Source organism: Bradyrhizobium sp. Kon69, from assembly GCF_055807515.1.
On the sequence record NZ_JBVVOS010000019.1, the window covers coordinates 1 to 25,592 of the forward strand.

Here is a 25,592-nt window from a genome sequence, read left to right on the forward strand (position 1 = left end):
GGGTGCCAGCCGGCACCCGGCCTTCCCTGCGCCCTCTTGGACAAGAGGGTGGAGTGACCAAGCAAAGCTCGGGCGAAATGCGCCGCGAGGCTGCGAAGGCGTGTCTGCGTCTACATGCTCGCTGTCATCGCCCGGCTTGACCGGGCGATCCAGTATTCCAGTAACGGTTGCGTTCGAACCGAGATGTCACAGCGTACTGGATTCCCCGCCTTCGCGGGGAATGACATTGGAGGACGACGCCATTGCCTCATGCTCCGTCATTGCGAGCGCAGCGACTTGTCCGCCGAAGCTTTAGCGAAGGCGGGAGCAATCCAGAAATGCATCCGGGAAAATGTCTGGATTGCTTCGTCGCAAGAGCTCCTCGCAATGACGATTTGGAGGCAGTTTCGCGTGATCGCGCCAGGCTTCCCGCATCACCGTCCCGCTGGTGCAGACATCGCGCCGTTGGAATAGCGCGACCAGTCGGGCCCGGTCGGCTGCGACGGCCAGAGCGCGGCGTTGGAGTCGCGCACCGACTGGGTGATGGGATGGGGTTGCGCCTTGCGGACATGACGACGGTCGTTCGCAGCGGCGGTCTGGATCGTGGCGGCGGCAATCAGCGTCGCGCCGAGAATGACGAAAGTCTTTTGCATTGTTTCTTTCTCCCATGACGACGCCCGGCTGTGAGATGTGTGTTTTGTTTGGTCGCCGTCGCGGCTGACATGGCGATGCGCCCAGCCGATATCAGCGCTCGCGACATCACATTGGGGCGAGCCAATTTTCTAGCCTCGGCTAAATATTCGGCAATCGCGCCCGTAGCCCCGATGGACTCGACCTGTGCAATCCGGTTCAATGGGCCAAATTTGGTTTCTGGGCGACAATGATGTCGAAATATCTGCTGGTCCTTCTGCTGATCGCCTCGCCAGCCGTGGCGCAGGTCAAGCTGACCCCAAAAACATCGGCGGCGCATCCGGACCCCTGCGTGCCGATCGGGCGGACCGCGGACGGTAAGCTGGTCTACTCCATGAAATGCGAGAATTTGCCGGTGCCCCCTCCGCCGCCGCAGGCGGAACTGAGGGAGGCGCCGCAGCCCGCCGCCGAGCCGGAGCCCGAGACGCGGCGGAGCGGCGTTTTCGGCTGGTCCTACGACCGCAGGTAACGGGCCGCGCCCCTTGCGCGAAGCCCGACGGAGTGCTCTTTGCCTGAAAATTCCCCGTGGGGCCACCGCCCCCGATCCAGAGAGATGAGATGACCAAACTCGTGATCCGCGCCGGCGACTTCACATTCGATGCCCGTTTCGAGGAGCAAGCGGCGCCCAAGACTGTCGCCGCGTTCCGCAAGGCGCTGCCGTTCGAAAGCCACATCATCCACGTGCGCTGGAGCGGCGAGGGCGTGTGGATGCCGCTCGGCGACCTCGATTTCGGTGTCGGCTACGAGAACCACACCAGTTATCCCGCACCCGGTCAGATCATCCTCTATCCCGGCGGCATCAGCGAGACCGAGATCCTGATGGCTTATGGCGGCGTGCACTTCGCGAGCAAGATGGGCCAGCTCGCCGGCAACCATTTCATCACGCTGACCTCCGGCCTGGAGAATCTGGCGACGCTCGGCAAGAGCGTGCTGTGGAAGGGCGCGCTGCCGATCCGCTTCGAGGAAGTCTGAGTGACTGAGCCCCGCTACCCGCGCGATCTCCGCGGTTACGGCCGCAACCCGCCGCACCCGCAATGGCCCGGCAACGCGCGGGTCGCGGTACAGTTCGTCGTCAATTTCGAGGAGGGCAGCGAAAACAACATCCTGCATGGCGACCCTGCCTCGGAAGCGTTCCTGTCCGACGTGCTCGGCGCACAGCCTTGGCCCGGCCAACGCCATGCCAACATCGAATCGATGTTCGAATATGGCTCGCGCGCCGGCTTCTGGCGGCTGTGGCGGATATTCAGCGAGCGGAAGTGGCCGACCACCGTGTTCGGTGTCGCCACGGCGCTGAAGCGCAATCCGGAAATCGTGGCTGCCATGAAGGAGGCGGGCTGGGACATCGCCAGCCACAGCCTGAAGTGGATCGAGCACAAGGACATGACCGAGGCGCAGGAGCGCGCGGAGATCGCGGAAGCGATCCGCGTCCACACCGCAGCGACCGGCTCGCGGCCGCTCGGCTGGTACACCGGACGCTCCTCGATCAACACCAACCGTCTGTTGATGGAGGAGGGCGGCTTCCTCTATCTCAGCGATTCCTATGCCGATGATCTGCCCTATTGGGTCAAGGCCGCGAGCGGCAAGCAGCTCGTGATTCCCTATACGCTCGACGCCAACGACATGCGCTTCATCAATCCGCAAGGCTTTGCCGAAGGCGAGCAGTTCTTTACCTATCTGAAGGACGCCTTCGACGTGCTCTATGCCGAAGGCGAGAGCGCGCCGAAGATGATGTCGGTCGGCCTGCATTGTCGTCTCGCCGGCCGCCCTGGCCGCGCGGCGGGGCTGATCCGCTTCCTCGACCACATCGGCAAGCACGAGCGCGTCTGGGTGCCGACGCGGTTGCAGATCGCCCGGCATTGGCACGACAAGCTCGCGGGCCTTGCCGACGATGCTTTCGAGATCGGATAGGGAAGCAATGTCACAGATCGCCTTGTCTGATCTCAATGCTGCGAGCTTCGATGATTTCGTGGCAGTACTTGAAAACGTGGTCGAGTACTCGCCTTGGATTGCCCAAGAAGCCGCGGCGCGCCGTCCGTTTGCCGGCATCAATTCACTGCTCGACGCGATCAAGGCGGCGATCGCTAGCGCTGAGCCCGAGGTGCAGCTGGCGTTGATACGCGCGCATCCCGACCTCGCGAACAAGACCCAGCGCGCAGCGGGACTCACGCCTGACTCGACTGCCGAGCAGAGCAGCGCTGGTCTAGACCGTCTGTCGGACACCGAATATGCGGCCTTCGAGCGGGCGAACAATGCGTATCGCGAAAAATTTGGTATCCCCTATATCGTCTGCGCGCGCCGGCACACCAAGGATTCCATTCTGCGTGACTTCGAGTCGCGACTGCAGAACATTGCCAAGACCGAGACACGCCGTGCGCTCGAGGAAATCTCCCGCATCGCTGCGCTGCGGCTGGACCAGCTCGTCAGTGCTGACGACAAGCTGAAAGTCCATGGCCGGCTCTCGACCCACGTGCTGGACAACCACGCCGGCAAGCCCGCGCCGGGCATTCCGGTCGAGCTGGTCGAGCTCGCGAACCTCGGCGAGAGCCGCGTGATCGCGCGCGCGGTGACCAATGCGGACGGCCGCACCGACCGGCCGCTGATCGGCGGCCGCCCGCTGCCGATCGGCCGCTACGAGCTTCGCTTCAGCGTTGCCAAATATTACGCCGAGCGCAACGTGCAGCTCACCGACCCGCCGTTCCTCGACGAGATCCCGCTGCGCTTTGCGATCAGCGAGCCGGAAAGCCACTACCACGTGCCGCTGCTGGTGACGCCGTGGAGCTATTCGACCTATCGCGGTAGTTAGACGTGTTGCGCGGTCGATGCGACTGACGCGGCGTCAGCCTCCGCCGCTGCACCGCCGCTCAATCCGTTGAAGAAGGCATTGAGCAGCACGGAGACGATCGCACAGAGCAGAATGCCGGACTCCAGCAGCGGCTGGAGATCGTGCGGCAAATTCCTGAAGAAGCCCGGTGCGGCGAGCGGGATCAGGCCGAAGCCGATCGAGATCGCGACGATGAAGAGATTGTAGCGATTGTTGCGGAAGTCGACCGAGGTGAGGATGCGTGCGCCGGTCGCGGCGACCATGCCGAACATCACGAGGCCGGCGCCGCCGAGCACGACCAGCGGCACGGCCTCGACCAGCGCGGCGAGCTTCGGCAACAGGCCGAGCACGAGCATGATGCAGCCGCCCGTGACCGTCACCCAGCGCGAACGCACGCCGGTGACCGAGACGAGACCGACATTCTGCGAGAACGACGTGTACGGGAAGGTGTTGAAGATGCCGCCGAGCAGTGTGCCGACGCCGTCGGCGCGCAGGCCTCGGCTCAGGGCTTCGCGGTCGACCGTCTTGCCGGTGATGTCGCCGAGCGCGAGGAACATGCCGAGTGATTCGATCATCACGACGACCATGACGACGCACATGGTGATAACTGGTACCAGATGGAATTGCGGCATGCCGAAGCGGAACGGGATCACGAGCGCGCCCCAGGACGCCCCAGCCACCTTGTCGAAATGCATCACGCCCAGAATGGTCGCGAGCACGGCGCCGGCGATGATGCCAAGCAGCACGGAGACGTTGGCGAGAAAGCCGGTGCCCCATTTGATCAGGCCGAGAATGAAGAGCAGTACGAACAGCGAGATGCCGAGCCCCTGTAGCTGTCCATAGGCCGGATTGGGAAAGCTGCCGGCGACGCCGTCGACCACCTTCGTCAGCGTCGGCAGGCCGCCGCCCGCCCAGTTGATGCCGACCCGCATCAAGGAGATTCCAATGACGAGAATGATGCTGCCGGTGACGACGGGTGGGAACAGCGGCAGCAGCCGGCTGACGGACGGCGCCGCGACAATGCCGAACAGGCCGGCCGCGATCACCGAACCGTAGATGCCGAGCAATCCGATGTCCGGCGCACTCGCCATCGACAGCATCGGACCGACGGATGCGAAGGTCACGCCCATCATCACGGGCAGTCGGATGCCGACGCCGGGAAAACCGAGACATTGCACCAGCGTCGCAAGCCCGCAGGCGAACAGATCGGCGCTGATCAGGAAGGCGACCTCCTCCGGCGGCAGCTTCAGCGCGCGCCCGATGATCAAGGGCACCGCGACCGCGCCGGCATACATCACCAGCACATGCTGGAGCCCGAGCGCGAGCAGGCGTGGAACCGGCAGGACCTCGTCGACGGGATGCACTTCGCTGCTCATGGATCAATCCCCCGAAAGATGCCTATCCAAATTTGTCGTGCAGTGCCGGAAACAGCCGGTCCGGCTTGTAGGGCGGTGCGGTGAAGCGGATGCCGGTGGCATCGGCGATCGCGTTGCCGAGCGCGGCGGCGACCGGATTGTACGGACTCTCGCTCATCGACTTCGCACCCAACGGTCCGATCGTGTCGGATGTCTCGGCGAAGAAGACCTCGGTGCGGGGCACGTCGGCGAAGGAGGGCAGATGGTAGTCGCGGAATTCGGGGTTGGTGACGCGGCCGTCCGCGTCGATCACCATCTCCTCGTAAAGCGCGGCACCGAGCGCCTGCGCGACACCGCCTTCGACCTGACCGCGGCACTGCATGGGATTGGCGACGACGCCGGCGTCCGCCGCATGCACGCTCCTGAGAATCCGGAGCTCGCCGGTGCCCTTGTTCACGGCGACGCGAAAGCCCTGCACGTTGAAGCCGACCGAACGCGGCGTTCCGTTGGAATTGCCGGCGCCTGCGAACGGCTGTCCGCGTTCGCGCGCGAGCTTGGCCAGCTCCACAAAGGACATCCGCCGCACGCCACTGACGACGCCTTCGCTCTCGAGCGTGCAGCTGCCGACGTCGCAGAGCCACGCGCCGGCGGCGGCCGCCTTCAGCTCGGTCGCAAGCTGCATGGCCGCGGCATGCGTCGCCTTGCCGGCGACGAACATGCCGGCGCTGCCATAGGCGCCGGTGTCGTGGCCGCCATGGGCGGTGTCGGACTGGCGCAGCCGGATCCGGTCGACGGTGGTCGCAAGGGTCGTCGCCGCAATCTGCCGGTGCACGGTGCTGGTGCCGTTGCCGAATTCCGCGGTGCCGACGGTGAGGTCGAAGCTGGCGTCGTCGTTGAGTGCGACTATCGCATCCGCGAGATGGCCTGCCGGGGGTACCGTGTCGATCATGGTCAGCGCGATGCCGTCCCCGATCAGCCACTCCGGCGACAGGTCCGGCTGCGGGCCATCAGCCTGCATCGCGCGCTCGACGAGGTCGAGGCACTGGTCGAGCCCGTAGGAGCCGTAGAGCACGTCGTGGAATTCCGACGGCGGCGGCGACACCATGGGGTCGCCGGGCTTGACGACATTGCGCCGGCGCATCTCGTAAGGGCTGATGCCGAGCTGCTTGGCCAGTTCGTCGATCGCGGCCTCGACCGCGATCAGTGTTTGCGGCAAGCCATAACCGCGAAACGCGCCTGCCGGCACCGTATTGGTGTAGACCGCGTGGCCGTCGACCCGCTTGTTCGGGCAATTGTAGACGCTGATGGATTCGGCCAGCGAGTGGAACATCACGGGGCCGGCGTGATTGCCGTAGGCGCCGGTATTGGAGATCACGTCGAGCTGGAGCGCGGTGAGCTTGCCGTTCGCGTCTGCGCCGGCCTTGACGTGGACACGCATCGGATGCCGCGTCGAGGTTGCGATGAACTGCTCCTCGCGGGTGAGCTCCAGCTTCACCGGCCGTCCGGTCTTGAGCGCGGCGAGCGCCAGAATGTCCTCGACGAACATCTCCTGCTTGCCGCCAAAGCCGCCGCCGACGCGCTCGCAGAAGACGCGGACCTTGTCCATGGGAAGCTCGAAGATATCAGACAGTGCGCGCCGGGTCAGGAACGGCACCTGCGTCGAGGTGCGGACATTGAGCACGCCGGAAGCATCGAGCCAGGCGATGCCGCCGTGGGTTTCCAAAGCGGCATGCTGCACACGGTGGCTATGGAAGGTGCCCTCGAAGGTGGCGGCGGATGTCGCGAGCGCAGCCGCCACGTCGCCGAATTCGCCATGCGTCTCCGCGGCGAGGTTGCGCTGGGCGTTGGCAACACGATTTTCGGTGGTGCGGTCGGGATGAATGACGGGCGCGCCGGGCGCCATCGCCTGCTCCGGATCGACCAGCGCGGGCAAAACCTCGTAACTGACCTTCAGCCGGCGGCATGCGTCCTCGGCGGCGGCTTCGCTGTCTGCCACCACGGCGGCGACCTTCTGGCCGATGAAGCGGATGATGTCGTCGAGGACACGGGTGTCCTCGGGATCCATCCAGTCCTTCTCATGCCGCGCGGTCGACATCAGAGTGGTTGGCGCATCCTCATGCGTCAACACCGCGTGCACGCCGGGAACGCTCAGCGCTTCCGACTTGTCGATCGCGACGATCCTCGCGTGGGCATGCGGTGAACGGAGCAGCTTGATATGCAGCAGGCCGTCGATCTGCGTGTCGAACGTGTAGCGCGCCTTGCCGCGCACGACATCGGGCCCGGCCGGCGCCGGCAGGCTGCGGCCGAATGCGGCGCCCGCCTCGACGTTCGCCTCGATATTGGTCTTGCCGAGCAACGCATCCTCGATCGAACGATAGCCGGTGCAGCGGCAGATATTGCCCTTCAACGCGATGCCGAGATCGGTGCGCTGCGCCTGGTTCAGCGCGGCGCAGGTCACGATCATGCCGGCGGTGCAGAAGCCGCATTGAAAGCCCTGTGCATCGAGGAAAGCCTGTTGCATCGGATGCGTGCCGCCGTCTCCGCCCAGACCTTCGATCGTGGTGACGGCGCGGCCGTCGGCGCGGAAGGCCGGGATCAGGCAGCTATGCACCGGCTCGCCGTCCAGCAGCACGGTGCAGGCGCCGCAATCGCCGGCGTCGCAGCCCTTCTTCACGCCGAAATGGCCGAGCTCGCGCAGGAACGTGCGCAGGCACTGGCCGGCGCGTGGCTCCTGCGGAAACGTCGTGCCGTCGATCTCGAAGGTCATGGCGACGGTGCTCCGAGGAGTTCGTCGCGGATCTCTTCGGCAAGCCGCAAGGTCATGTGCTTGCGCCAGAGCGGCTTGCCGTGGATGTCGGCGTGGTACAGGTCGTCCGTGATCTGCTGCGCGATGGCCTCGCGAAGTGCTTTCGCGTCGGGTGGCTTGGGGAAGGACAGCCGGATCGGCCGAACCGTCGATGCGGTGACTGTGAGCGCCAGCGTGCCATCGGCATCCAGACTGCCGATCAGGAGCGCCGCCGAGCGGCCGACCGGCGCCAGCGAGATCTGGCGGAAAGCCGTACGACGCTTCAGCGCGGCGATCGGAATATCGATCTGCCGGAGCAGGTCGCCCGGCGCCAGAAGGTTGCGTTGGTTGCCGGTGACGAAGTCAACGACGGGCATCATCTGTTCGCCGCCGCCGGCCTTCCAGATCGTGCAGATGCCCTCCAGCGCAGCGGTGAGCGAGATCATCGGTCCTGCCGGCAGCGACATGCAGAGATTGCCGCCGACGGTCGCCGTCTTCCAGATCTTGAACGAAGCAAGGAAGGCGCGGCAGCACTGGTTGATCAGCGGCGCCGCGAACCAATCGGGTGGGCAGACGAATCCATCGAGCTGCGCAACGGTGCAGGTGGCCGCGATGCTGAAATGACTCTCGGTGACCGTCAGCGCCGGCCATTTGAGGTCGATGAGATCGATGAGCCGAGTCAGGTGAATCTGCGGCTCCGAGAACAGCCAGGTGCCGCCTGCGAGCCAAGCATCACCTGGCGTCCAAACGGGCAGCTGCGCGCGCGTTTGCGGATGGGCGACCGCTGTGATGGTATTCAAGTCCATGGCGACGCCAACGCTTCCAACGAGTGAATCGAGCCAGGAGAAAGTCTTGCAAGACGAGCGCCAAGTCGCAACAACAAGTCGCAGTAAAAGTGCAATCAGGCCGGCTCCCGCCTTGCAGGCCTGTCGTCAGCGGATGTGAGGAGGAGCAGATACATGAGCGACGCAAAGCCGATCTGGATCAGGGATCCCCTGGCTATCCTCGCCGATGGCGCCGAGCGCGGGATCGTGGTGAAAGGCGGCCGGATTGTCGAGCTGGTGCCGGCCGGCGCTGCGCCCGCAACCGCTGACGTCGCGGTGTTGGACGCTGGCGACCACGTCGTGCTGCCGGGCCTCATCAACACCCATCACCATTTTTACCAGACGCTGACCCGGGCGCTGCCCGCAGCGATGGACCGCGAGCTGTTTCCCTGGCTCCAGGCGCTCTATCCGGTGTGGGCGAAGCTGACGCCAGAGCGACTGCAACTGGGCGTCACCGTGGCGATGTCCGAGCTGCTGCTGTCGGGCTGCACCACCACGACGGATCATCACTATGTCTTCCCCGTAGGCCTTGAGGAGTCCGTCGACATCGAGGTCGAAGTCGCAAAACGGCTTGGCGTGCGCGTTCTGCTCACGCGCGGCTCGATGAACCTGTCGCAGCGCGACGGCGGTCTGCCGCCTGACAGCGTCGTGCAGGATGAGGACACCATCCTCGCGGACAGCGCGCGCGTGGTCGCCAAGCACCACCAGCGCGGTGCGGATGCGATGGTGCAGATCGCGCTGGCGCCATGCTCGCCCTTCTCGGTGACGACGTCCCTGATGCGCGCCACCGCTGATCTCGCCGACAAGCTCGACGTGCGCCTGCATACCCATCTTGCCGAGACCGAGGACGAGAACAGGTTCTGCCAGGAGATGTATGGCTGCCGTCCGCTCGACTATCTCGAACAATGCGGTTGGCTCAATGCGCGGACGTGGCTCGCCCATGGCATCTTCTTCAACGCGGACGAGATGAAGCGGCTCGGCAAGGCGAAGACGACGATCAGTCATTGCGCCTGCAGCAACCAGCTTCTGGCCTCCGGCTGCTGCCCCGTCTGCGAGATGGAGGAGGCCGGTGTCGGCATCGGCATCGGCGTCGATGGCTCGGCCTCGAACGACGGATCGAACCTGATGCAGGAGGTGCGGGCCGCGTTCCTGTTGCAACGGGCGCGCTACGGGGTGACGAAGGTTAGTCACAAGGATGCGCTGCGCTGGGCCACCAAGGGTTCGGCAGCCTGTGTCGGTCGGCCGGAACTCGGCGAGATCGCCGTCGGCAAGGCGGCCGATCTCGCGCTGTTCAGGTTGGACGAGCTGCGCTTCTCCGGCCATGGCGATCCCCTGGCCGCTCTGGTGCTGTGCGGGGCACATCGGGCCGACAGGGTGATGGTGGCAGGAAAATGGGCCGTGATCGACGGCGCCATCCCCGGCCTTGATGTGGCAGACCTCATCCACCGCCACAGTTCGGCGGCTCGGGCCATGCAGGCCGGATAATATCCAGGCGAAAATAGAAAGAGGGGGCGACCACAAGTGCCGGGTGCTTCTGGCCACCCCCTCCGAACCTGTTCCGGGAGGAGCAGGTGTTTAAGTCATTGCAAGAAGCGTGCTACTTGCCCGGCAGCTTGTCGTCGATGCCCTTGACGTAGAAATTCATGCCGAGGATCTGGCCGTCGTCGAGATTGGCGCCGCCCTTGCACTCGACCGGCTTGCCGTCCTGCCCAAGGACCGGGCACTTGAACGGATGCAACTTGCCCGCGGTGATCGCGGCCTGGGCATCCTCGGCGATCTTCTTCACTTCGTCAGGCATGTTGGTGTAGGGCGCCATCGCGAACATATGGCTGTCGAGGCCGCCCCAGCTGTCCTCGGATTTCCAGGTTCCATCGAGCTCGGCCTTGACCCGGGCGATGTAGTAGGGACCCCAGGTATCGAGGATCGAGGTCAGCTGGGTCTTCGGCCCGAACTTGATCATCTCGGAATCCTGGCCGAAGGCGAGCTTGCCGCGTTCGCTGGCGATCTGCATTGCCGCCGGCGAATCCGTGTGCTGCATGATGACGTCGGCGCCCTGGTCGATCAGCGCCTTGGCGGCGTCGGCCTCCTTGCCCGGGTCGAACCAGGTGTTGGCCCAGATGATCTTGACCTTGATGTTCGGGTTGATGGTCTGCGCGGCGAGGATCGTCGCGTTGATGCCGGAGACGACCTCGGGAATCGGGAACGAGCCGATATAGCCGAGCACGCCGGACTTCGACATCTTGGCCGCGATCAGGCCCTGGATGTAGCGGCCCTGGTACCATTTGGCCGAATAGGTCGACATGTTCGGGTTGCGCTTGTATCCGGTCGCGTGCTCGAAATGCACGTTCGGATATTTCTTCGCGACCTTCAGCGTCGGATCCATGTAGCCGAACGAGGTGGTGAAGATCAGCTTGTTGCCGGCGCGGACGAGCTGCTCGATCGAGCGCTCGGCATCGGGGCCTTCAGGCACGTTTTCGAGAAAGGTGGTCTCGATCTTGTCGCCGAGCTCCTTCACCAGCGCCTGGCGTGCCAGCTCATGCTGATAGGTCCAGCCGAGGTCACCGACCGGGCCGAGGTAGATAAATCCGACTTTCAGCTTGTCGGCGGCGGAGGCTGCACTGACGCTCCCGGCAAGCAAAAGCCCGGCAGTCAGCGCAAGAAGTGATTTCCTCATTATCAATCTCCAAACATCAGGGGAAAGCCACGATCCCCAACGTGCGCGCCCCATCGCGCACGCCGCGGAAATGAAACGCTAGCGGTCAGGCACGAACACGGTGCCAAGCGCGGCCGGCGCCGTCGATCCACCCGTGCGCGCGCGGGACAGCAGGACCAGGACGATGACAGTCGCAAGATACGGCAGCGCCGACATCAACTGCGAGGGAATGCCGACGCCCCAGCCCTGCGCGTGCAGCTGCAGGATCGTCACCGCGCCGAACAGATAGGCGCCGACCACGAGGCGGCCGGGCCGCCAGGACGAGAACACCACCAGCGCCAGTGCGATCCAGCCGCGGCCCGCAGTCATGCCCGGAATGAAAAACGGCGTATAGGCGAGCGGCAGATAGGCGCCGGCAAGCCCGGCGCAGGCGCCTCCGAACATCACGGCGATGGTTCTGATGCGCAGAACGGGGTAGCCGAGCGCATGCGCGGAGACGTGGTTGTCGCCGCAGGCACGCAGGATCAATCCTGGCCGCGTGCGATACAGGAACCACCAGACGCCGGCGACCAGCGCCAGCGAAAAATAGACAAAGGCGTCCTCGCCGAACAGCACGCGGCCGATCAGTGGGATGTCCGTGAGGCCGGGAATGTAAAGATGCGTTGCCGGCGTGATGCGCTCGCCGACGAAACCGGCGCCGATCAGGCCGGAGAGTCCGACGCCCAGGATGGTCAGCGCCAGCCCTGTCGCAACCTGGTTGACCGCAAGCCCGAGCGCCATCAGTGCGAAGACCAGTGACATCAACGTGCCGGCGACGATGCCGAACAGCGCGCCGATGAAGATCGAGCCGGTCAGCCACGCACCTGCAAAGCCACATGCGGCACCGACGATCATCATGCCCTCGACGCCGAGATTGAGCACGCCGGAGCGCTCGGTCACGAGCTCGCCGGTCGCCGCGATCAGGAGCGGCGTCGAGGCGGCGAGCACTGCGAGAATGATGGCTTCAATGAGTTCCACGAGCCACCTGTCGGTTCGGGAAGACCAGCTTGAAGCGGTAGAGAATGAGGGAATCGCAGGCAAGCACGTAGAACAGCAGGATGCCCTGAAAAACCTTGGTGACGTCCAACGGGATCTTCATCGCGATCTGCGCCTGCTCGCCGCCGATAAAGGTCAATGCAAGAAAAAGGCCTGCAATTAATATTCCAAGGGGGTTCAAACGGCCGAGAAAGGCCACGATGATCGCCGTAAAGCCGTAACCCGGCGAGATGCCGGGCTGCAGATGCCCGACCGGACCCGCGACCTCGATGATGCCGGCGAGGCCGGCAAGCGCGCCCGAGACGGCGAAGGTCAGGAGGATCAACTGGTTGGAATTGAAGCCGCCGAACCGCGCCGCGCGGGGCGCTGCACCGACCACGCGAATCTCGAATCCCTTGATGGTGCGCCCGAGCAGGATCGCCACTGCAGCGACGACGAGGAGGGCAATGATGGAGCCGAGATGCAGCCGGCCGCCTTCGATCAGCAGCGGCACCGTCGCGACCGGATCGAACTCGGCCGTGGTCGGGAAGTTGAAACCGTGTGGATCGCGCCAGGGGCCGCGCACGAGATAGTCGAGGAAGAGATCGGCGACATACACCAGCATCAGGCTGGTCAGGATCTCGCTGGCGCCAAACTTCACCTTGCAGATTGCCGGGATCAGCGCGTAGAGCGCGCCTGCGGCGGCGGCGAGCACCAGCATGACCGGCAGCACCCAGGCGCCGGCGTCGGTGCCCTGCGTCTTCACCGCAATCCAACTTCCGGCGACGGCGCCGATCAGGAACTGCCCTTCGGCGCCGATGTTCCAGGCATTGGCGAGATAGCAGAGCGACAGCCCGATCGCGATCATCACCAGCGGTGTCGCCTTCACCGCGATTTCCTGGAGCGAATAGCTGTCGGTCAAAGGCGCTATGAAATAGGCGTGCAGGGCGAGCAGCGGATTTTTGCCGAGGATCGCGAACAGGATGACCATGGTCGCGATCGTGAGGCCGATCGCGATCAGCGGAGAGATCAGCGCGATCGTGTTGGAGCGCTCGGCGCGCTTCTCAAGCACCAACTGCATGCGCGGCCTCCTTCGGCTCCAGCGTGCTGCCGCCCATCAACAGGCCGAGTTTTTCGCGCGTCGCTTCGCTGGCGGCGAGCGGCGCAGACAGATGGCCATGGAACATCACGGCGATGCGGTCGGCGATTTCCGCGAGCTCGTCGAGGTCCTGGCTGGTGACGAGCACGGCGGCGCCTGCGGTTGCGAGATCAAGCAGCGCCTGGCGGATGACGGCGGCAGCGCCGGCGTCGACGCCCCAGGTCGGTTGGCTCACCACCAGCACCGCGGGATTGCGCAGGATCTCGCGTCCCACAATGAACTTCTGCAAATTGCCGCCGGAGAGGGATGCTGCTTCCGGATCGCGCTTGGCCTTGCGGACGTCGAACGTCTCGGTTGCGCGGTCGACGGTCTTCAGAGTGGCCGCGGTATCGATGAAGCCGTGATGGACCATGCCGCTGGCGGCGTGCCCGGTGAGCAGCGCGTTCTCCGAAAGCTTCATGCGCGGCGCGGTGCCGTGGCCGAGCCGCTCCTCGGGAACGAAGGCCGCGCCGAGCTTGCGGCGCTGGGTGATCGAGAGATGGCCGGCAGCAAGGCCTTCGATCACGATCGTGCCGGGATCCTTCGACAAGCGTTCGCCGGACAGCGCGGCGAACAGTTCGTCCTGGCCGTTGCCTGCGACCCCGGCGATGCCGAGGATCTCGCCGCCTTTCAGCTCGAACGAGATGTGCTCGAGTCGCACGCCATGCGCCTCGCCGGGGGCGAGCGAGAGGTCGTTGACGACGAGGCGCGGCACGGTGGTCTGCCGGCCGGCCGCCGCCTTCACCTCCTTGATCTCGCCGCCGACCATCATGCGCGCGAGCGAAGCGGCGGTCTCAAGCCTGGGATTGCAGGTCTCCACCTTCTTGCCGCCGCGCAGGATCGTTGCCGTGTCGCACAGCCGCTTCACCTCTTCGAGCTTGTGGCTGATATAGAGGATCGCACGGCCTTCGGCCTTGAGCCGCTCCAGCACGACGAAGAGCTGGTCGGCTTCCTGTGGCGTCAGCACCGCGGTGGGCTCGTCAAGGATCAGGAATTGCGGATCCTGCATCAGCGCGCGGACGATCTCGATGCGCTGGCGTTCGCCGACTGACAATTGCCAGACCTCGCGTTTGGGATCGAGCGGCAGACCATAAGTCTTCGACACCTGCTCAAGCCGCGCCGACATGTCCTTGAAGGATTCTTTCCCGTCGAGGCCGAGCGCGACATTCTCGGCGACGGTGAGATTGTCGAACAACGAGAAGTGCTGGAACACCATGCCGATGCCGCGGCTGCGCGCTTCCGAGGGGCCGGACAGCACGATCGGCTGGCCCTGCCAGAAAATCTGGCCAGCGCTGGGCTGGATCAGCCCGTAGATCGCCTTGACCAGCGTCGACTTGCCGGCGCCGTTCTCGCCCAGCAGCGCGTGGATTTCGGTTGGCCAGATATCGATGTCGATGGCATCGTTGGCGAGGAAATCGCCATAGCGCTTGGTGAGCCCGACCGTCCTGAGGAGCGGGGACTCGCCGGAATGCAGGCTCTTAGCCGTGGGATCCAACATTCGCTGATGCGCTTGCATGGGGTGAATTGCCTCAATACTGGGCTAGTTTGAACCGCCGCGTAAGGTGTGAAAAAGCGTCATCCCTTGCTCAACGCTTCGGCAGGCAAGTGGTGTCGGCGAGTCGCGGCTCTCGCCAGGCGGCGATCGGCCTCAAATGCCTCCCGAGCAGCCTTTGCAGTCCCGACTTGCGTGCGACGCGTGTTGCAAATTTGTGACGGCTCAAGCCAAATCGGAACCCGCTATGCAGGCTTGGCGTGAAGTTAAGCAGAGACGCGCCATCACGCGTATGCATTTGCGAACATCGCGACAGTAGCTCTGGCCCGTCTTGTCTGCCTCGTCCGCCCGACATGAAAAGGCGAGCGAAATCAAACGGGAATATCCGGCAATGGCCGCTCTCGCCTGACCGCGTGGCGGTGAGCTTGGCCTTCCAAATCCGCCGGTGAAACGCAGCGCCCTGTGCAAACAAGCGGCATGCCTTGAAACAAGTTGAGGCTTCTCACTCCGGGAGATCGGCGCAAGTGTCGCACCCAAGGGACGTTCATTTTTACGTGTCCAAACTTGGGGGTATTCGGATGTCGTTTCGTATGAAGGCAGTTGCGGCGGCGGCGCTGTCACTTGTTACGCTCGCAACCGGCGGCATGGCTCAGGCGGCGGATCTGCCGGTCAAGGCTGCCAAGAAGGCGGCTGACCTTCCGTTCTTCCTGGTGATCGACGACCGCGTCACCTTCTCCTACATTTTCAATGCCTCGCAGCCCGGTGCATTCACCAACACCAACGGTGTAATCAACGCCAAGACGACGAAGCAGGTCTACTCCTTCACCCACTTCGATGCCTGGACTTACGGCACCAACTTCTTCACCATCTCGATGTTCAAGTCGGACCACAACGATCCGGCAGGCCCCTGCACCGCCACAGGCGTGGTCGTTTCGCCGGCTGCGGGCTTCGCAGCGACGCCGACGAGCTGTGCCGGCGCGACAGAAATCTACGGTCTTTTCCGCTCGACCTTCGGCTGGAACGAGATCTTCAACACCAAGGCCTTCACGCAGGGCCCGCTGCACAATATCTCGTTCGAGGTTGGCATGGATGCCAACACGGAGAACCGGTATTTCGGCGCCGCCAAGCGCGACGTTGTCGCCGGTCTGCAGTTCGCCTTCGATCTTCCCTATAAGGGCTACTTCAACGTCGCACCGCTGGTGTATTGGGAGTTCGCCAACCACAACTCCTTCTCGCAGTGCGGCGCCGGTTGGTCCGCTCCGTGTATTGCTGACGGCAACACGTCGTTCAAGCCGACCTGGGCGATCGAAACCAACTACTATATGGACCTCGGCTTCCTGCCGCAGAACATGCAGTATTTCTCGATCAGCGGTCGCGCGGCGTGGTACGGCAAGAAGGGCACCGACACCGAGCCACTTCCCGCCAGCGTTGCGAACAACGTCTATCCGACCAAGGTCGAGTTCAATTCCGAGCCGATCCGTCTGACCCTCGATGCCTCGAAGGCGATTTGGGGTGAGAAGTACTCGCACTTCGTCGACGTCTGGGTCGCCTATCGCTACTGGCAGAACAAGTTCGGCCTCGATCACAACAATGCCTTTGCTTGCACCACCTTCGTCGGTGGTACGAAGGTGAGCACCGGATCCTGCACCGAGTCCTCGCTCTACTCCGGTATCACTGTGAAGTTCTAACCACCTGACATTCTTCAGGTGAATGACGATGACGCCGCGTCAAACCTCCGCGGCGTCATCTTCGTTTGGGGGATGGGCTGGGTACCGGCAGGCGGCCCTTCGGTGAAGCGCGGCGCAAGGCCCGCTCGGCGGCCGCCTACTTCGTCCACACGCCGTCGTGCAGCGCTTCGGCTTCGTCTTCGAGCAGCGGCCCCGCAACCTCTGTCGGCCGCTGGCCACTGGCAAATACCTCGCGACAGGGCAGGTCGAGTGTCGGGTTCTCCGGATGATCGCCGGTAACGCCGCGCAGGCGGTGCTCGCTGAGGCCATAGACGACACGGCCGATGCCGGCCCAGTAGATCGCGCCGGCGCACATCGCGCAGGGCTCGGCGGAGGAATAGAGCGTGGCCGTCGCCAACACCTCGCGGCCGAGCGTGCTGCACGCCTGCGTCGCGGCGAGGCGCTCGGCATGCGCGGTGCCGTCGTGATGCGGCATGTAGCCATTCTCGGCCTCGATCAGCACCTTGCCTTCGGCATCGACGACGATGCAGCCGAAGGGATGGTTGCCGTGGGTGAGAGAACGGCGGGCGACCACAAAAGAAAGTCGGAGGAAGTGCTCGTCGCGCTCGGACCCGCCGCTCATCGCTCTCCCCTGGTCAATGCCCCGCCATATGCCGGCCGACCACGGTGAGATCGGCTTCGCTGGTCCGTGCTTCATACACGAATTCGCCGTGGAACATCACCACCAGCCGATCGGAGAGTTCAAGGAGTTCGTCGAGGTCCTCGCTGACCAGCAGCACCGCGGCGCCGCGGTTGCGCGCGGCCATGATCTCGGCATGGATTTGCGCCACCGCCGCGAAATCGAGCCCGAAACAGGGATTGGCTGCGATCAGCACCTCGACGTCGCCGCCGAGCTCGCGGGCTAGCACGGCGCGCTGGACGTTGCCGCCCGACAGCGCCGAGATCGGCGTGTCGGGCGTGCGGGTCTTGATCTTGTACTGGGCGATCTTCTTCCTGGCGTCGACACGGAAAGCACCGCGGTTGAGCCACCAGCCGAGGCTAGCGAAGGGCGGGCGGTCGAACTCGCGGAAGGCGATGTTGTCGGCGACGCTCATGCCGCCGACACAGGCGTTCTTCAGCGGCTCCTCCGGCAGGAGTGACATATTGTGCCGCCGCATCTCCTCGCGGCTGGCGTGATAGGGATGGCCGGCGACGCGGATCTCGCCACTCTCGGCTGCGCGCTGCCCGGCCAGCACTTCGACGAGCTGGCGCTGGCCGTTGCCGGAGACGCCGGCGATACCGACGATCTCGCCGGCGCGGACCGTGAGGGAGACGTCATGCACGGCGATAGCGCCGGCGTCGTCGAGCGCGCGCATCTTCGCCAGCTCCAGCCTCGCCTTGCCGGCCTCTCCGGTGCGGGGCGGCTGTATCGTGAGCTCCTCGGCACCGATCATGGTGCGTGCCATCGCGTCCGGCGTCAGCTCGGAAACCTTGCCGGCGCCGGCGAGCTTGCCGCGGCGCAGGATCGTGACGTCATCGGCGAAGGCCATGACCTCGCGGAACTTGTGCGTGATCATCAGGATGGTCAGCTCGCCCTTGACCACCATGTCGCGGAGCATGCCGAGCACTTCGTCGGCTTCCGCCGGGGTCAGCACCGAAGTCGGCTCGTCCAGGATCAGGAAGCGGCGCTTCAGGTAGAGCTGCTTGAGGATCTCGCACTTCTGCCGCTCGCCCGCGGAGATGTCGGAGACCTTTGCGCCGAGCGGCACCTTGAAGGGCATGCGTGCCAGGAATGCCTCGAGCTCCTTCATCTCTTTCGGCCAGTTCACCACGGCCGGCACGTCGTCGCGCGCCAGCACCAGATTTTCGGCGACCGTCATCGCCGGCACCAGCGTGAAGTGCTGGTAGACCATGCCGAGGCCGAGGGCGTGGGCGTCCTTCGGATTGCCGATCGCCTGCTCGCGCCCCCCGACGAGGATGTCGCCCTCGGTGGCGTGATAGTAGCCCATGATGCATTTGACGAGGGTCGACTTGCCGGCGCCGTTCTCGCCGAGCAACGCATGGAACGAACCCGGCCGCACTTTCAGCGCGACATTGTCCAACGCCAGGAAATCACCGAAGCGCATGGTCACGGCGATGGCATCGACGCCGAAGGCGCCCGATGGCGGCGGCGTTTCGCCGACGATCACGAAATCGCTCCGATGAAGGCGTCGGAGGTCGAGACCGCACCGAATACGCCGCCCTGCATCTTGATCATTTTCAGCGCGTGGTCGTGGTTGCTCTTGTCGGTGGCACCGCAGCAGTCATGCAACAGCACGCATTCGAAGCCGCGGTCGTTGGCCTCGCGCATGGTAGTGTGAACGCAAACGTCGGTGGTGATCCCGGTGAGCACGATGTTCTCGATGCCGCGCACGCGCAGGATCAGCTCCAGGTCGGTGGCGCAGAACGAGCCCTTGCCGGGCTTGTCGATGATGGGTTCGCCCGGCAGCGGCGCGAGCTCCGGGATGATGTCCCAACCGGGCTCGCCGCGCACCAGGATGCGGCCGCAGGGACCGGGATCGCCGATGCCGGCGCCGATCTGCCGGGACCGCCAGCGCTTGTTGGCGGGCAAATCCGAGAGATCGGGGCGGTGGCCTTCGCGGGTGTGGATGATGTGAAAGCCTTGGCTCCGCATTGCCGTGAGCAGTCTCTTGATCGGTTCGATCGGCGCCCGCGTCAGTGAGAGGTCGTAGCCCATCTTGTCGACATAGCCGCCGACGCCGCAGAAATCGGTCTGCATGTCGATGATGATGAGCGCGGTGTTCTCGGGACGCAGATCGCCGTTATAGGGCCACGCATAGGGCTCGGACTTGATGGTGCGCTCGGGCATGATTCGGCTCTCTAGCGGGTGATCGACAATTCGGCCGGGGCTCCGGTCAGCGTGCGCTTCGGCGAGCAAGTGATGATCATGATCGCCAGCGTCAGGATGTAGGGGGCGGCGTTGAAGAGGTGGTAGCCGGAGGTGACGCCGACCGATTGCAGCGCCGGGCCCAGCGCCGCGGCGCCGCCGAAGGCGAGCGAGGCCCACAGACACAGCAAGGGATCCCAGCGTGCGAAGATCACGAGCGCCACGGCCGTGATGCCCTGGCCCGAGGACAGGCCCTCGTTCCAGCTGCCGGGATAGAACAGCGACAGGAACGAGCCGCCGATGCCGGCGAGGAAGCCGCCGACCATGGTCGCGCGCAGGCGGATCAACAGCACGGAGTGGCCCATCGCACGCGCGGCGTCCGAACTCTCGCCGGCGGTGCGGATCAGGAGGCCCCAGCGCGTGGTCCGGAAGGCCCAGTAGAGAATTGGCGCGAGCGCGACGCCGATCAGGAACAGCACGTTGACCCGCAGGGCCGCGCGCACCTGCGGAATGTCGCTCCACCAGCCGAAATCGATCGCTGGCAAACGGGGGGCGGTGGGCTCGATCAGCGGCTTGCCGAGATAGAAGGCAAGCCCGGTGCCGAACAGCATCAGCGCGATGCCGACCGCGACGTCGTTGACGCGCGGCAACGAGCAGATGCCGGCATGCAGCGCGCCCAGAAGCGCACCGGTGATGCCAGCGGCGAGCACGCCCAGCCACGGCGATCCCGTGAGATAGGAAATGCCATAGGCGCTCATCGCGCCCATCACCAGCGTGCCTTCGAGGCCGAGATTGATGCGGCCGGAGCGCTCGGTGATGCATTCCCCCAGGCTCACGAACAAGAACGGCGTCGAGACGCGAATGGCGCCGCCGAGCACGGCGAGCGGGACGGTCCAGAGTCCGATCGAGCCGTCTGCCATCTCAGGACTTTCCCTTCAGAAATCCGATGCGGCCGTAGAGCGCATCGCTCGCCAGCACGAAGACGAAGATGATACCTTGCAGCACCAGCACGGATGCATCCGGCAATCCGAGGCGGCGCTGCAACAGCCCGCCGCTGGCGCTGATACCACCGAGCAGGATCGCGACGGGGATAATGGCGAGCGGATTTTGCCGCGCCAGGAAGGCAACGAGAATTCCGGTGAAGCCGTAGCCTGCGGCGAGGTTGGCGTTGGTGCGCCCCTGCACGGCGGCGACCTCGACCATGCCGGCAAGGCCCGCGGCGCCGCCGGCGAGGAAGCAGATGGTCAGGATCAGTTTGCTGACATTGAGGCCGACGATCTTCGCAGCGCGGATGTTGCCGCCGGCAACGCGCGCGGCGAAGCCGAACACGGTGTGATAGATCAGGATGTAGGCGGCGACCGCGGCGATCAGGCCGAATACGAGACCCCAATGCACGTCGGTGCCGGGGATCGATCCGATCATGTTGGCGGCGCCGATCTCGCGGGTCGACGGCTTGTTGAGGCTGGCGGGATCACGCATTGCGCCCTCGACGAGATGGTTAAGGACCGCGAGCGCGATGTAAACGAGCAATAGGCTCGAGATCGTCTCGTTGACACCGCGATATTGCCGCAGCGCGCCCGAGAGCATGACCCAGAGGCCGCCGCCGATCACGCCGGTGATGACCATGGCGATCTGCACGACGAGCGGCGGCATGCCCTGAAGCACCAGTGCTGCGCTGGTTGCCGACAGCGCGCCGACCAGGAGTGCGCCTTCGCCGCCGATGATGACCATGCCGAGTTGGGCGGGCAGCGCCGTGCAGAGTGCGGTGAGGATCAGCGGTGCCGCGCGCGTCAGCGTGTTCTGCCACGAGAACCAGGTGCCGAACGCGCCGTAGTACATGTAGAAATAGAGGTCGAGCGGGCTCTTGCCGAACATCGCGACGAAGATGCCGAAGACCCCGAGCGCGCCGGCCAGCGCCGCGCCCGGGATCAGGATATATTCGATCGCTCCGCCGTAACGCTGGAGGAATCCCGGATCGGCGGCCGGGGCAACTGTCCCGACCGCTTCAACGGGATCTGCAGCTTCCGTCGTCACGAAGTCGCCCCGACCACGCCCTCCACGAGATAGTCCATCTTCTCGAGCTCGGGGTCCTTCTGGCCGCGATCGGTGCCGGCCGCGATCACCGTCTTGCCCTTGTTGTCGACCAGCCCTCCCTTGAAGATGGCGTAGCCGTCACCGGACAAGAACTTGGCCTTGACGTCGTCGGCGTGCTTGCGCGCCTCGGCGGAGACCGCTTCGCCATACGGCGAGGTCTTGACGATCTCTTCCTTGAGGCCGCCGCGATAGAAGTTCGGGATGCTCTCGCCGGCGGCGATCATCTTGACGAACTTGGGATACAACGCTTCCCAGTTCCACTCGGCTCCCGTGAGATACGCTTTTGGCGCGAGCGGCGACTGGTTGACGTGATAGCCGCACACCATGGCGCCCCGACGCGCGGCGTTCTCGACCATGGTCTTCGGACCGTCGACATGGCAGGTCAGCACGTCGACGCCCTGGTCGATCAGGCTGTTGGTGGCCTCGGCTTCCTTGACCGGCATCGACCAGTCACCGGTGAAGATGACCTGCGTGGTGGCCTTGGGATTGGCAAGCCTCGCGCCGAGCGCGAATGCGTTGATGTTGCGCAGCACTTGCGGGATCGGCTTGGCGGCGACGAAGCCGAGCTTGCCGCTCTTGGAGCTGTAGCCGGCGACGATGCCCGAGATATATTGGGCTTCGTCGATATAGCCGAAATAGCTGCCGGCGTTCTTCGGGTCCTTGTCGCTCCACAGGCCGCCGCAGTGCTCGAAGTGCAGCTTCGGGAATTTGTTGGCCATCTTGACCATGTGCGGATTGTAGTAACCGAACGAGGTCGGGAAGAGCAGGGTGGCACCGTCGAGATTGATCATCGACTCGATCGTCTTCTCGACCGCGTCGGTCTCCGGCACCTTCTCTTCTTCCACGACCTTGAGGCCGGGAATCTTCTTCAGCGCCGCCGCCCCCTGCGCATGCGCCTGGTTGTAGCCGTAGTCGTCGCGCGAGCCGACATAGATGAAACCGATCGTCGTCTCGGCCGCAAAGGAGGGGCGGGCGCCGGCCGCCGCGCCGAGCGTGAGGGCCGCACTGCCCTGCAACAAATGACGTCGTGAGATCCTGCCAAATTCCATTGCTTGCTCCCCTTGGCGGATGCACCGCCTCATCTCGCGCTGCGCCGGTCTGGCGGAGCACGAGATCAATTGTCGCAAGCTTCGTGCCAGAGATAACCGAGAGACAGTTTCCGATTAAGCCGTTGAAAGCAATTAGTTATTTTTAGAGATCCGAGCTTGATCAGGAAAGCAGCAGATGAAATTATAAGCACTTTTGCGTAATTGTATGCAATGGAGTTAAGCAGTTTTGACCGGCCTGGACATGTGCATGACGAGGGGCCGGGTGGTCTGCCGGCGACCGCATTCATGCTAACCACGCGCTGATTGGAACGGTGTCGGCCGCGTGATTTCGCTGGCACCGAACTTGAATCGATTGCCGCCAGGACCGCCGTCGCTGCGGTCCCAAGAGATGGAAAGCTCGCCGAGATGGCTGCTGGTAACGCCGTTCACAATGGTTCGCTCGGCGAAGAGATCGTGCGAGGGATCAACGAGCTCGCGGCGGTCTCGGAAGAAGGCGACAAGCTCACCCGCATCTATCTGACCAGCGAGCTGCGCAAGGCGGCGGACCTCATCCTGAGCTGGATGCGCGACGCCGGCATGAGTGCGCGTCTCGACGCGATCGGCAATGTCTGCGGGCGTTACGAAGGCGAGCAGCCGGGCGCGCCTTGCCTGATGCTCGGCTCTCACTACGACACCGTGCGCGATGCCGGCAAATGGGACGGGCCGTTGGGCGTGATCACGGCGATCGCCTGCGTCGCCGATCTCAACCGCCGCGGCAAGCGCCTCCCGTTCGCGATCGAAATCGTCGGTTTTGCTGATGAGGAAGGGGTGCGCTTTGCCTCGACCTTGCTCGGCAGCCGCGCGGTGGCCGGCACTTTTGACGAGAGCGTCCTCAACACACGCGACCGCGATGGCGTCGCCATGCGCGATGCGCTGGTGCAGTTCGGGCTCGACCCCGATCATATCGGCGCGGCCGCGCGAGCCCGGCGCGAGCTGCTTGCCTATCTCGAGCTGCACATCGAGCAAGGGCCGGTGCTGGAAACGCAAAACCTGCCCGTCGGCGTGGTCACCGCGATTGCGGGCGCGACACGGCTTGCCGCGCGCCTGACCGGCATGGCGGGGCACGCAGGCACGGTGCCGATGGCGCTCAGGCGAGATGCGTTGGCGGGCGCGGCCGAATGTATCGGCGCGATCGAACAGTTTTGCCGCACCGACGAGGGTGGGCTGGTCGGCACCGTCGGCTACATCCAGGCGAGGCCCGGCGCAACCAACGTCATTCCGGGCGAGGTGTCGTTCACCATCGACATGCGGGCGCCGACCGACATGCACCGGAAGCGCGCGGTCGCCGATGTCGTGAGGCAGATCGAAGCCATCGCAAAGCGCCGCCAGTTGACACTTCAGCTCGACGTCACCCACGAGAACCGCACTGCGCCCTGCGCGCCCTGGCTCAAGGAGCAGATCGCGCAGGCGATCAAAGCGGAAGGTTTTTCCGTGTTCGAGCTGCCGAGCGGGGCCGGGCATGACGGCATGGCCATGATCGACATTGCCGATGTCGGCATGATCTTCGTCCGCTGTCGCGGCGGCATCAGCCATCACCCGGACGAGCATGTCGAGCTCGCCGATGCCGACGCCGGCGCGCGGGTGTTGCTGGGGCTGATCGAGAATTTTCGGCCACGGCAAGGCTAAACTGAGCCCGCAAGTCACGGGATAGAGACACGAATCAGACAGGTCTAGAGCCGCGACGGCCTCCCGCCGACCCACGAGACACCATTCGACGGCGCCTATGAACAGCGGCATCTCTTCTCCATCCCCCAGCGAAAACCGGTTTTACCAGGGGATCGCGCCGACCCTCGTTGCCAACGCGCTTCAGGCGATGAATTTTCTCGGTGATCGATTCTTGAGGAAGGCGCATCATCCGTTCACGGCCATCGAGGACCTTTACCGGCACTCGATGGACAGTGCCTTTGCGGTATCTGAGTCCTTTCTCGTTACGGGCGCGCCGCACGCTTCTGCGTACTATCCGCGCGACTTTGCCTGGTTCTATCCCGACATCCTCGATCCCGACACCATCATGGATTCTCAGGATGCGGTGCGCCGGGCTCGTCTGCTCGAAAAGAGCATCCGCCTGTTGCTGGAAGCGGTTCGCGCCAATGTCGTCACGACGACCATCGTCCCGGCCGGGCGCGCCCGGTATCTCGGCGTGAACTATTTCTCGCGCCCCTCGGATACGCTGCTCGGCATTCTGGCCGGCCTCCAGCAGATGATCTCTGCCGAGGAGAGAGCGTCATCCCATCTGGCGATGTCGCAATGCGCGCATGCCGGCCGCCTGCTGCTGGCCGAATATTGCGGTGATCTGAAGCGCGCGATCCTCCAGCTCGCAAGCGAGCTCGCGCCGTTCAATGATGACGGCTCCACGTATTTGCTGTGCGACGCCAGTGCTCCGCGCTCCGCGGCAACCGACACGCGCGCCGAGCGCAGGCGTTTCGTTACCAATGCCTGCGTCTACACGACGTTCGCGTGGGGCGTGCAGCTCGGAATCGTCGACGAGAACGAGCTGAAGCGGCGGCTCGGGCGCGACCTGGCGCAGTACAAGAGGGACCTGCTCCACCTGTTCGGCAAAGGCGGTTATATCAGGCATTCTCTTGATGGCCCCACGGGCTCGCCGGTGTCCTCGGTCGCGCTGGATTTCGTCAGTGTGCATCGCGGCTTCTGGGATATGAGCAAGGAAAGCGAGCGCGCGCTGTTCGCTGCAACTGCGGATCTGATCATTGCGGAGCCGCGCTTTCGCATCCCCGGCACATTCCACTTCCTGGTGTCCGCGGATAATCCGCGGAACAAGATGATCCACAAGATCGCGGCTCCCGCCTACCAGGGACGGTCCTCCTGGCCGACGTCCAACGTCGAGTTCGCGGATCGCATGCTAGACCATTACGAATTCTCGGGGAGCCATACTTACCGTTCCTGCGCCCAGGGAATTCTGAAGGACATTCGCACCGCGACCGAAGTCCACGGCGGGTATCAGGAACTGATCTCGGAGCAGGGCCTGAAATATCGCACCTGGGTCTACAAGGGCGCCGTGGCCCACTCCTGGTTTCCGCGTTTCCTCTCCGTCTGGAGGAGGGCGCATGGAACGCCGCTCCTCCAGTGGAATGACTGAACGGCGGT

22 protein-coding genes are annotated in these 25,592 nt (G+C 64.5%); 8 read left to right on the plus strand and 14 right to left on the minus strand.

Annotation, left to right across the window (positions count from 1 at the left end; genetic code table 11):
• Positions 1–413: 413 nt before the first annotated feature.
• The gene (locus tag AC0L3U_RS23995; RefSeq protein ID WP_456768873.1) at positions 414–632 is read right to left on the minus strand and encodes a hypothetical protein; all 219 of its coding nucleotides are present in this window, start codon (positions 630–632) and stop codon (positions 414–416) included.
• A 227-nt stretch (positions 633–859) separates the two neighbouring features.
• On the opposite strand from AC0L3U_RS23995, the gene AC0L3U_RS24000 reads away from it, so the two are divergent.
• The 4 genes from AC0L3U_RS24000 to uraD all read left to right on the plus strand — a co-directional run bounded on the left by AC0L3U_RS24000 (position 860) and on the right by uraD (position 3,472).
• Complete coding sequence (locus tag AC0L3U_RS24000; RefSeq protein ID WP_007612882.1) at positions 860–1,138, plus strand: hypothetical protein; 279 nt, start codon at positions 860–862, stop codon at positions 1,136–1,138.
• An 89-nt stretch (positions 1,139–1,227) separates the two neighbouring features.
• The gene (locus AC0L3U_RS24005) at positions 1,228–1,641 is read left to right on the plus strand and encodes a DUF3830 family protein (RefSeq protein WP_007601448.1); all 414 of its coding nucleotides are present in this window, start codon (positions 1,228–1,230) and stop codon (positions 1,639–1,641) included.
• Entirely contained in the window at positions 1,642–2,577 is a 936-nt protein-coding gene (puuE, locus tag AC0L3U_RS24010) for an allantoinase PuuE (RefSeq protein ID WP_473363455.1), read from the plus strand.
• Between the two features lie 7 nt (positions 2,578–2,584).
• On the plus strand, positions 2,585–3,472 hold the full coding sequence (gene uraD, locus AC0L3U_RS24015) for a 2-oxo-4-hydroxy-4-carboxy-5-ureidoimidazoline decarboxylase (protein WP_473363456.1): 888 nt from the start codon (positions 2,585–2,587) through the stop codon (positions 3,470–3,472).
• Here the strand turns inward: uraD and AC0L3U_RS24020 are convergent.
• From AC0L3U_RS24020 to AC0L3U_RS24030, 3 genes are read right to left on the minus strand one after another with little or no spacing between them, the layout of a single operon-like run.
• Entirely contained in the window at positions 3,469–4,866 is a 1,398-nt protein-coding gene (locus tag AC0L3U_RS24020; protein WP_473363457.1) for a nucleobase:cation symporter-2 family protein, read from the minus strand. The genes uraD and AC0L3U_RS24020 overlap by 4 nt on opposite strands.
• 22 nt (positions 4,867–4,888) lie before the next feature.
• The gene (locus tag AC0L3U_RS24025) at positions 4,889–7,612 is read right to left on the minus strand and encodes a molybdopterin-dependent oxidoreductase (protein ID WP_473363458.1); all 2,724 of its coding nucleotides are present in this window, start codon (positions 7,610–7,612) and stop codon (positions 4,889–4,891) included.
• Positions 7,609–8,436 carry an FAD binding domain-containing protein gene (locus tag AC0L3U_RS24030; protein WP_473363459.1) on the minus strand — a complete coding sequence of 276 codons (828 nt, stop codon included), beginning with the start codon at positions 8,434–8,436 and terminating at the stop codon, positions 7,609–7,611. Before AC0L3U_RS24030 ends, AC0L3U_RS24025 begins: the two co-directional genes overlap by 4 nt.
• A 153-nt stretch (positions 8,437–8,589) precedes the next feature.
• Between AC0L3U_RS24030 and AC0L3U_RS24035 the strand changes: the two genes are divergently transcribed.
• Positions 8,590–9,939, plus strand: coding sequence for an 8-oxoguanine deaminase (locus AC0L3U_RS24035; RefSeq protein WP_473363460.1), 1,350 nt, complete (start codon positions 8,590–8,592; stop codon positions 9,937–9,939).
• Positions 9,940–10,051: 112 nt separating this feature from the next.
• Here AC0L3U_RS24035 and AC0L3U_RS24040 read toward each other — a convergent pair whose 3' ends face one another.
• The 4 genes from AC0L3U_RS24040 to AC0L3U_RS24055 form a co-directional block, all read right to left on the minus strand.
• Entirely contained in the window at positions 10,052–11,128 is a 1,077-nt protein-coding gene (locus tag AC0L3U_RS24040; protein ID WP_473363461.1) for a BMP family ABC transporter substrate-binding protein, read from the minus strand.
• A 78-nt stretch (positions 11,129–11,206) separates the two neighbouring features.
• The gene (locus AC0L3U_RS24045; protein ID WP_473295328.1) at positions 11,207–12,124 is read right to left on the minus strand and encodes an ABC transporter permease; all 918 of its coding nucleotides are present in this window, start codon (positions 12,122–12,124) and stop codon (positions 11,207–11,209) included.
• Positions 12,111–13,202, minus strand: a complete 1,092-nt coding sequence (locus AC0L3U_RS24050) for an ABC transporter permease (protein WP_473363462.1) — start codon at positions 13,200–13,202, stop codon at positions 12,111–12,113. The genes AC0L3U_RS24045 and AC0L3U_RS24050 overlap by 14 nt, the downstream gene beginning before the upstream one ends.
• Positions 13,186–14,757: an ABC transporter ATP-binding protein gene (locus AC0L3U_RS24055; protein WP_473363463.1), complete on the minus strand. Its 1,572-nt coding sequence runs from the start codon at positions 14,755–14,757 to the stop codon at positions 13,186–13,188. The genes AC0L3U_RS24050 and AC0L3U_RS24055 overlap by 17 nt, the downstream gene beginning before the upstream one ends.
• Before the next feature lie 572 nt (positions 14,758–15,329).
• On the opposite strand from AC0L3U_RS24055, the gene AC0L3U_RS24060 reads away from it, so the two are divergent.
• Positions 15,330–16,439 carry a hypothetical protein gene (locus AC0L3U_RS24060; protein WP_473295331.1) on the plus strand — a complete coding sequence of 370 codons (1,110 nt, stop codon included), beginning with the start codon at positions 15,330–15,332 and terminating at the stop codon, positions 16,437–16,439.
• Positions 16,440–16,575: 136 nt separating this feature from the next.
• Here the strand turns inward: AC0L3U_RS24060 and AC0L3U_RS24065 are convergent, their stop codons facing one another.
• The 6 genes from AC0L3U_RS24065 to AC0L3U_RS24090 are packed head-to-tail and all read right to left on the minus strand — an operon-like array spanning position 16,576 to position 22,448.
• Positions 16,576–17,061 carry a nucleoside deaminase gene (locus AC0L3U_RS24065; protein ID WP_473363464.1) on the minus strand — a complete coding sequence of 162 codons (486 nt, stop codon included), beginning with the start codon at positions 17,059–17,061 and terminating at the stop codon, positions 16,576–16,578.
• 13 nt (positions 17,062–17,074) lie between these two features.
• Complete coding sequence (locus tag AC0L3U_RS24070; RefSeq protein ID WP_473363465.1) at positions 17,075–18,607, minus strand: ABC transporter ATP-binding protein; 1,533 nt, start codon at positions 18,605–18,607, stop codon at positions 17,075–17,077.
• Positions 18,604–19,287, minus strand: coding sequence for a biuret amidohydrolase (biuH, locus tag AC0L3U_RS24075; protein WP_473363466.1), 684 nt, complete (start codon positions 19,285–19,287; stop codon positions 18,604–18,606). The genes AC0L3U_RS24070 and biuH overlap by 4 nt, the downstream gene beginning before the upstream one ends.
• A gap of 11 nt (positions 19,288–19,298) precedes the next feature.
• Complete coding sequence (locus AC0L3U_RS24080) at positions 19,299–20,225, minus strand: ABC transporter permease (protein WP_007612833.1); 927 nt, start codon at positions 20,223–20,225, stop codon at positions 19,299–19,301.
• A gap of 1 nt (position 20,226) precedes the next feature.
• Positions 20,227–21,339 carry an ABC transporter permease gene (locus AC0L3U_RS24085; protein ID WP_473363467.1) on the minus strand — a complete coding sequence of 371 codons (1,113 nt, stop codon included), beginning with the start codon at positions 21,337–21,339 and terminating at the stop codon, positions 20,227–20,229.
• Complete coding sequence (locus AC0L3U_RS24090; RefSeq protein ID WP_027566597.1) at positions 21,336–22,448, minus strand: BMP family ABC transporter substrate-binding protein; 1,113 nt, start codon at positions 22,446–22,448, stop codon at positions 21,336–21,338. Before AC0L3U_RS24090 ends, AC0L3U_RS24085 begins: the two co-directional genes overlap by 4 nt.
• A gap of 405 nt (positions 22,449–22,853) precedes the next feature.
• On the opposite strand from AC0L3U_RS24090, the gene AC0L3U_RS24095 reads away from it, so the two are divergent.
• Both AC0L3U_RS24095 and AC0L3U_RS24100 read left to right on the plus strand, forming a co-directional pair.
• A complete protein-coding gene (locus tag AC0L3U_RS24095; protein ID WP_473363468.1) occupies positions 22,854–24,113 on the plus strand; it encodes an allantoate amidohydrolase in 1,260 nt (419 codons plus the stop codon).
• A gap of 97 nt (positions 24,114–24,210) precedes the next feature.
• The gene (locus AC0L3U_RS24100) at positions 24,211–25,584 is read left to right on the plus strand and encodes a hypothetical protein (protein ID WP_473363469.1); all 1,374 of its coding nucleotides are present in this window, start codon (positions 24,211–24,213) and stop codon (positions 25,582–25,584) included.
• The last annotated feature ends 8 nt before the right edge of the window (positions 25,585–25,592 follow it).

Bases quoted from the DNA above. Each gene is read 5' to 3' on its own strand.
- AC0L3U_RS24050 (WP_473363462.1), bottom strand. From the start codon at position 13,202: ATGCAGTTGGTGCTTGAGAAGCGCGCCGAGCGCTCCAACACGATCGCG.
- uraD (WP_473363456.1), top strand. From the start codon at position 2,585: ATGTCACAGATCGCCTTGTCTGATCTCAATGCTGCGAGCTTCGATGAT.
- AC0L3U_RS24055 (WP_473363463.1), bottom strand. From the start codon at position 14,757: ATGTTGGATCCCACGGCTAAGAGCCTGCATTCCGGCGAGTCCCCGCTC.
- AC0L3U_RS24025 (WP_473363458.1), bottom strand. From the start codon at position 7,612: ATGACCTTCGAGATCGACGGCACGACGTTTCCGCAGGAGCCACGCGCC.
- AC0L3U_RS24090 (WP_027566597.1), bottom strand. From the start codon at position 22,448: ATGGAATTTGGCAGGATCTCACGACGTCATTTGTTGCAGGGCAGTGCG.
- AC0L3U_RS24030 (WP_473363459.1), bottom strand. From the start codon at position 8,436: ATGGACTTGAATACCATCACAGCGGTCGCCCATCCGCAAACGCGCGCG.
- AC0L3U_RS23995 (WP_456768873.1), bottom strand. From the start codon at position 632: ATGCAAAAGACTTTCGTCATTCTCGGCGCGACGCTGATTGCCGCCGCC.
- AC0L3U_RS24040 (WP_473363461.1), bottom strand. From the start codon at position 11,128: ATGAGGAAATCACTTCTTGCGCTGACTGCCGGGCTTTTGCTTGCCGGG.
- AC0L3U_RS24095 (WP_473363468.1), top strand. From the start codon at position 22,854: ATGGCTGCTGGTAACGCCGTTCACAATGGTTCGCTCGGCGAAGAGATC.
- AC0L3U_RS24100 (WP_473363469.1), top strand. From the start codon at position 24,211: ATGAACAGCGGCATCTCTTCTCCATCCCCCAGCGAAAACCGGTTTTAC.
- AC0L3U_RS24020 (WP_473363457.1), bottom strand. From the start codon at position 4,866: ATGAGCAGCGAAGTGCATCCCGTCGACGAGGTCCTGCCGGTTCCACGC.
- AC0L3U_RS24000 (WP_007612882.1), top strand. From the start codon at position 860: ATGATGTCGAAATATCTGCTGGTCCTTCTGCTGATCGCCTCGCCAGCC.
- AC0L3U_RS24065 (WP_473363464.1), bottom strand. From the start codon at position 17,061: ATGAGCGGCGGGTCCGAGCGCGACGAGCACTTCCTCCGACTTTCTTTT.
- AC0L3U_RS24080 (WP_007612833.1), bottom strand. From the start codon at position 20,225: ATGGCAGACGGCTCGATCGGACTCTGGACCGTCCCGCTCGCCGTGCTC.
- biuH (WP_473363466.1), bottom strand. From the start codon at position 19,287: ATGCCCGAGCGCACCATCAAGTCCGAGCCCTATGCGTGGCCCTATAAC.
- AC0L3U_RS24060 (WP_473295331.1), top strand. From the start codon at position 15,330: ATGTCGTTTCGTATGAAGGCAGTTGCGGCGGCGGCGCTGTCACTTGTT.
- AC0L3U_RS24035 (WP_473363460.1), top strand. From the start codon at position 8,590: ATGAGCGACGCAAAGCCGATCTGGATCAGGGATCCCCTGGCTATCCTC.
- AC0L3U_RS24005 (WP_007601448.1), top strand. From the start codon at position 1,228: ATGACCAAACTCGTGATCCGCGCCGGCGACTTCACATTCGATGCCCGT.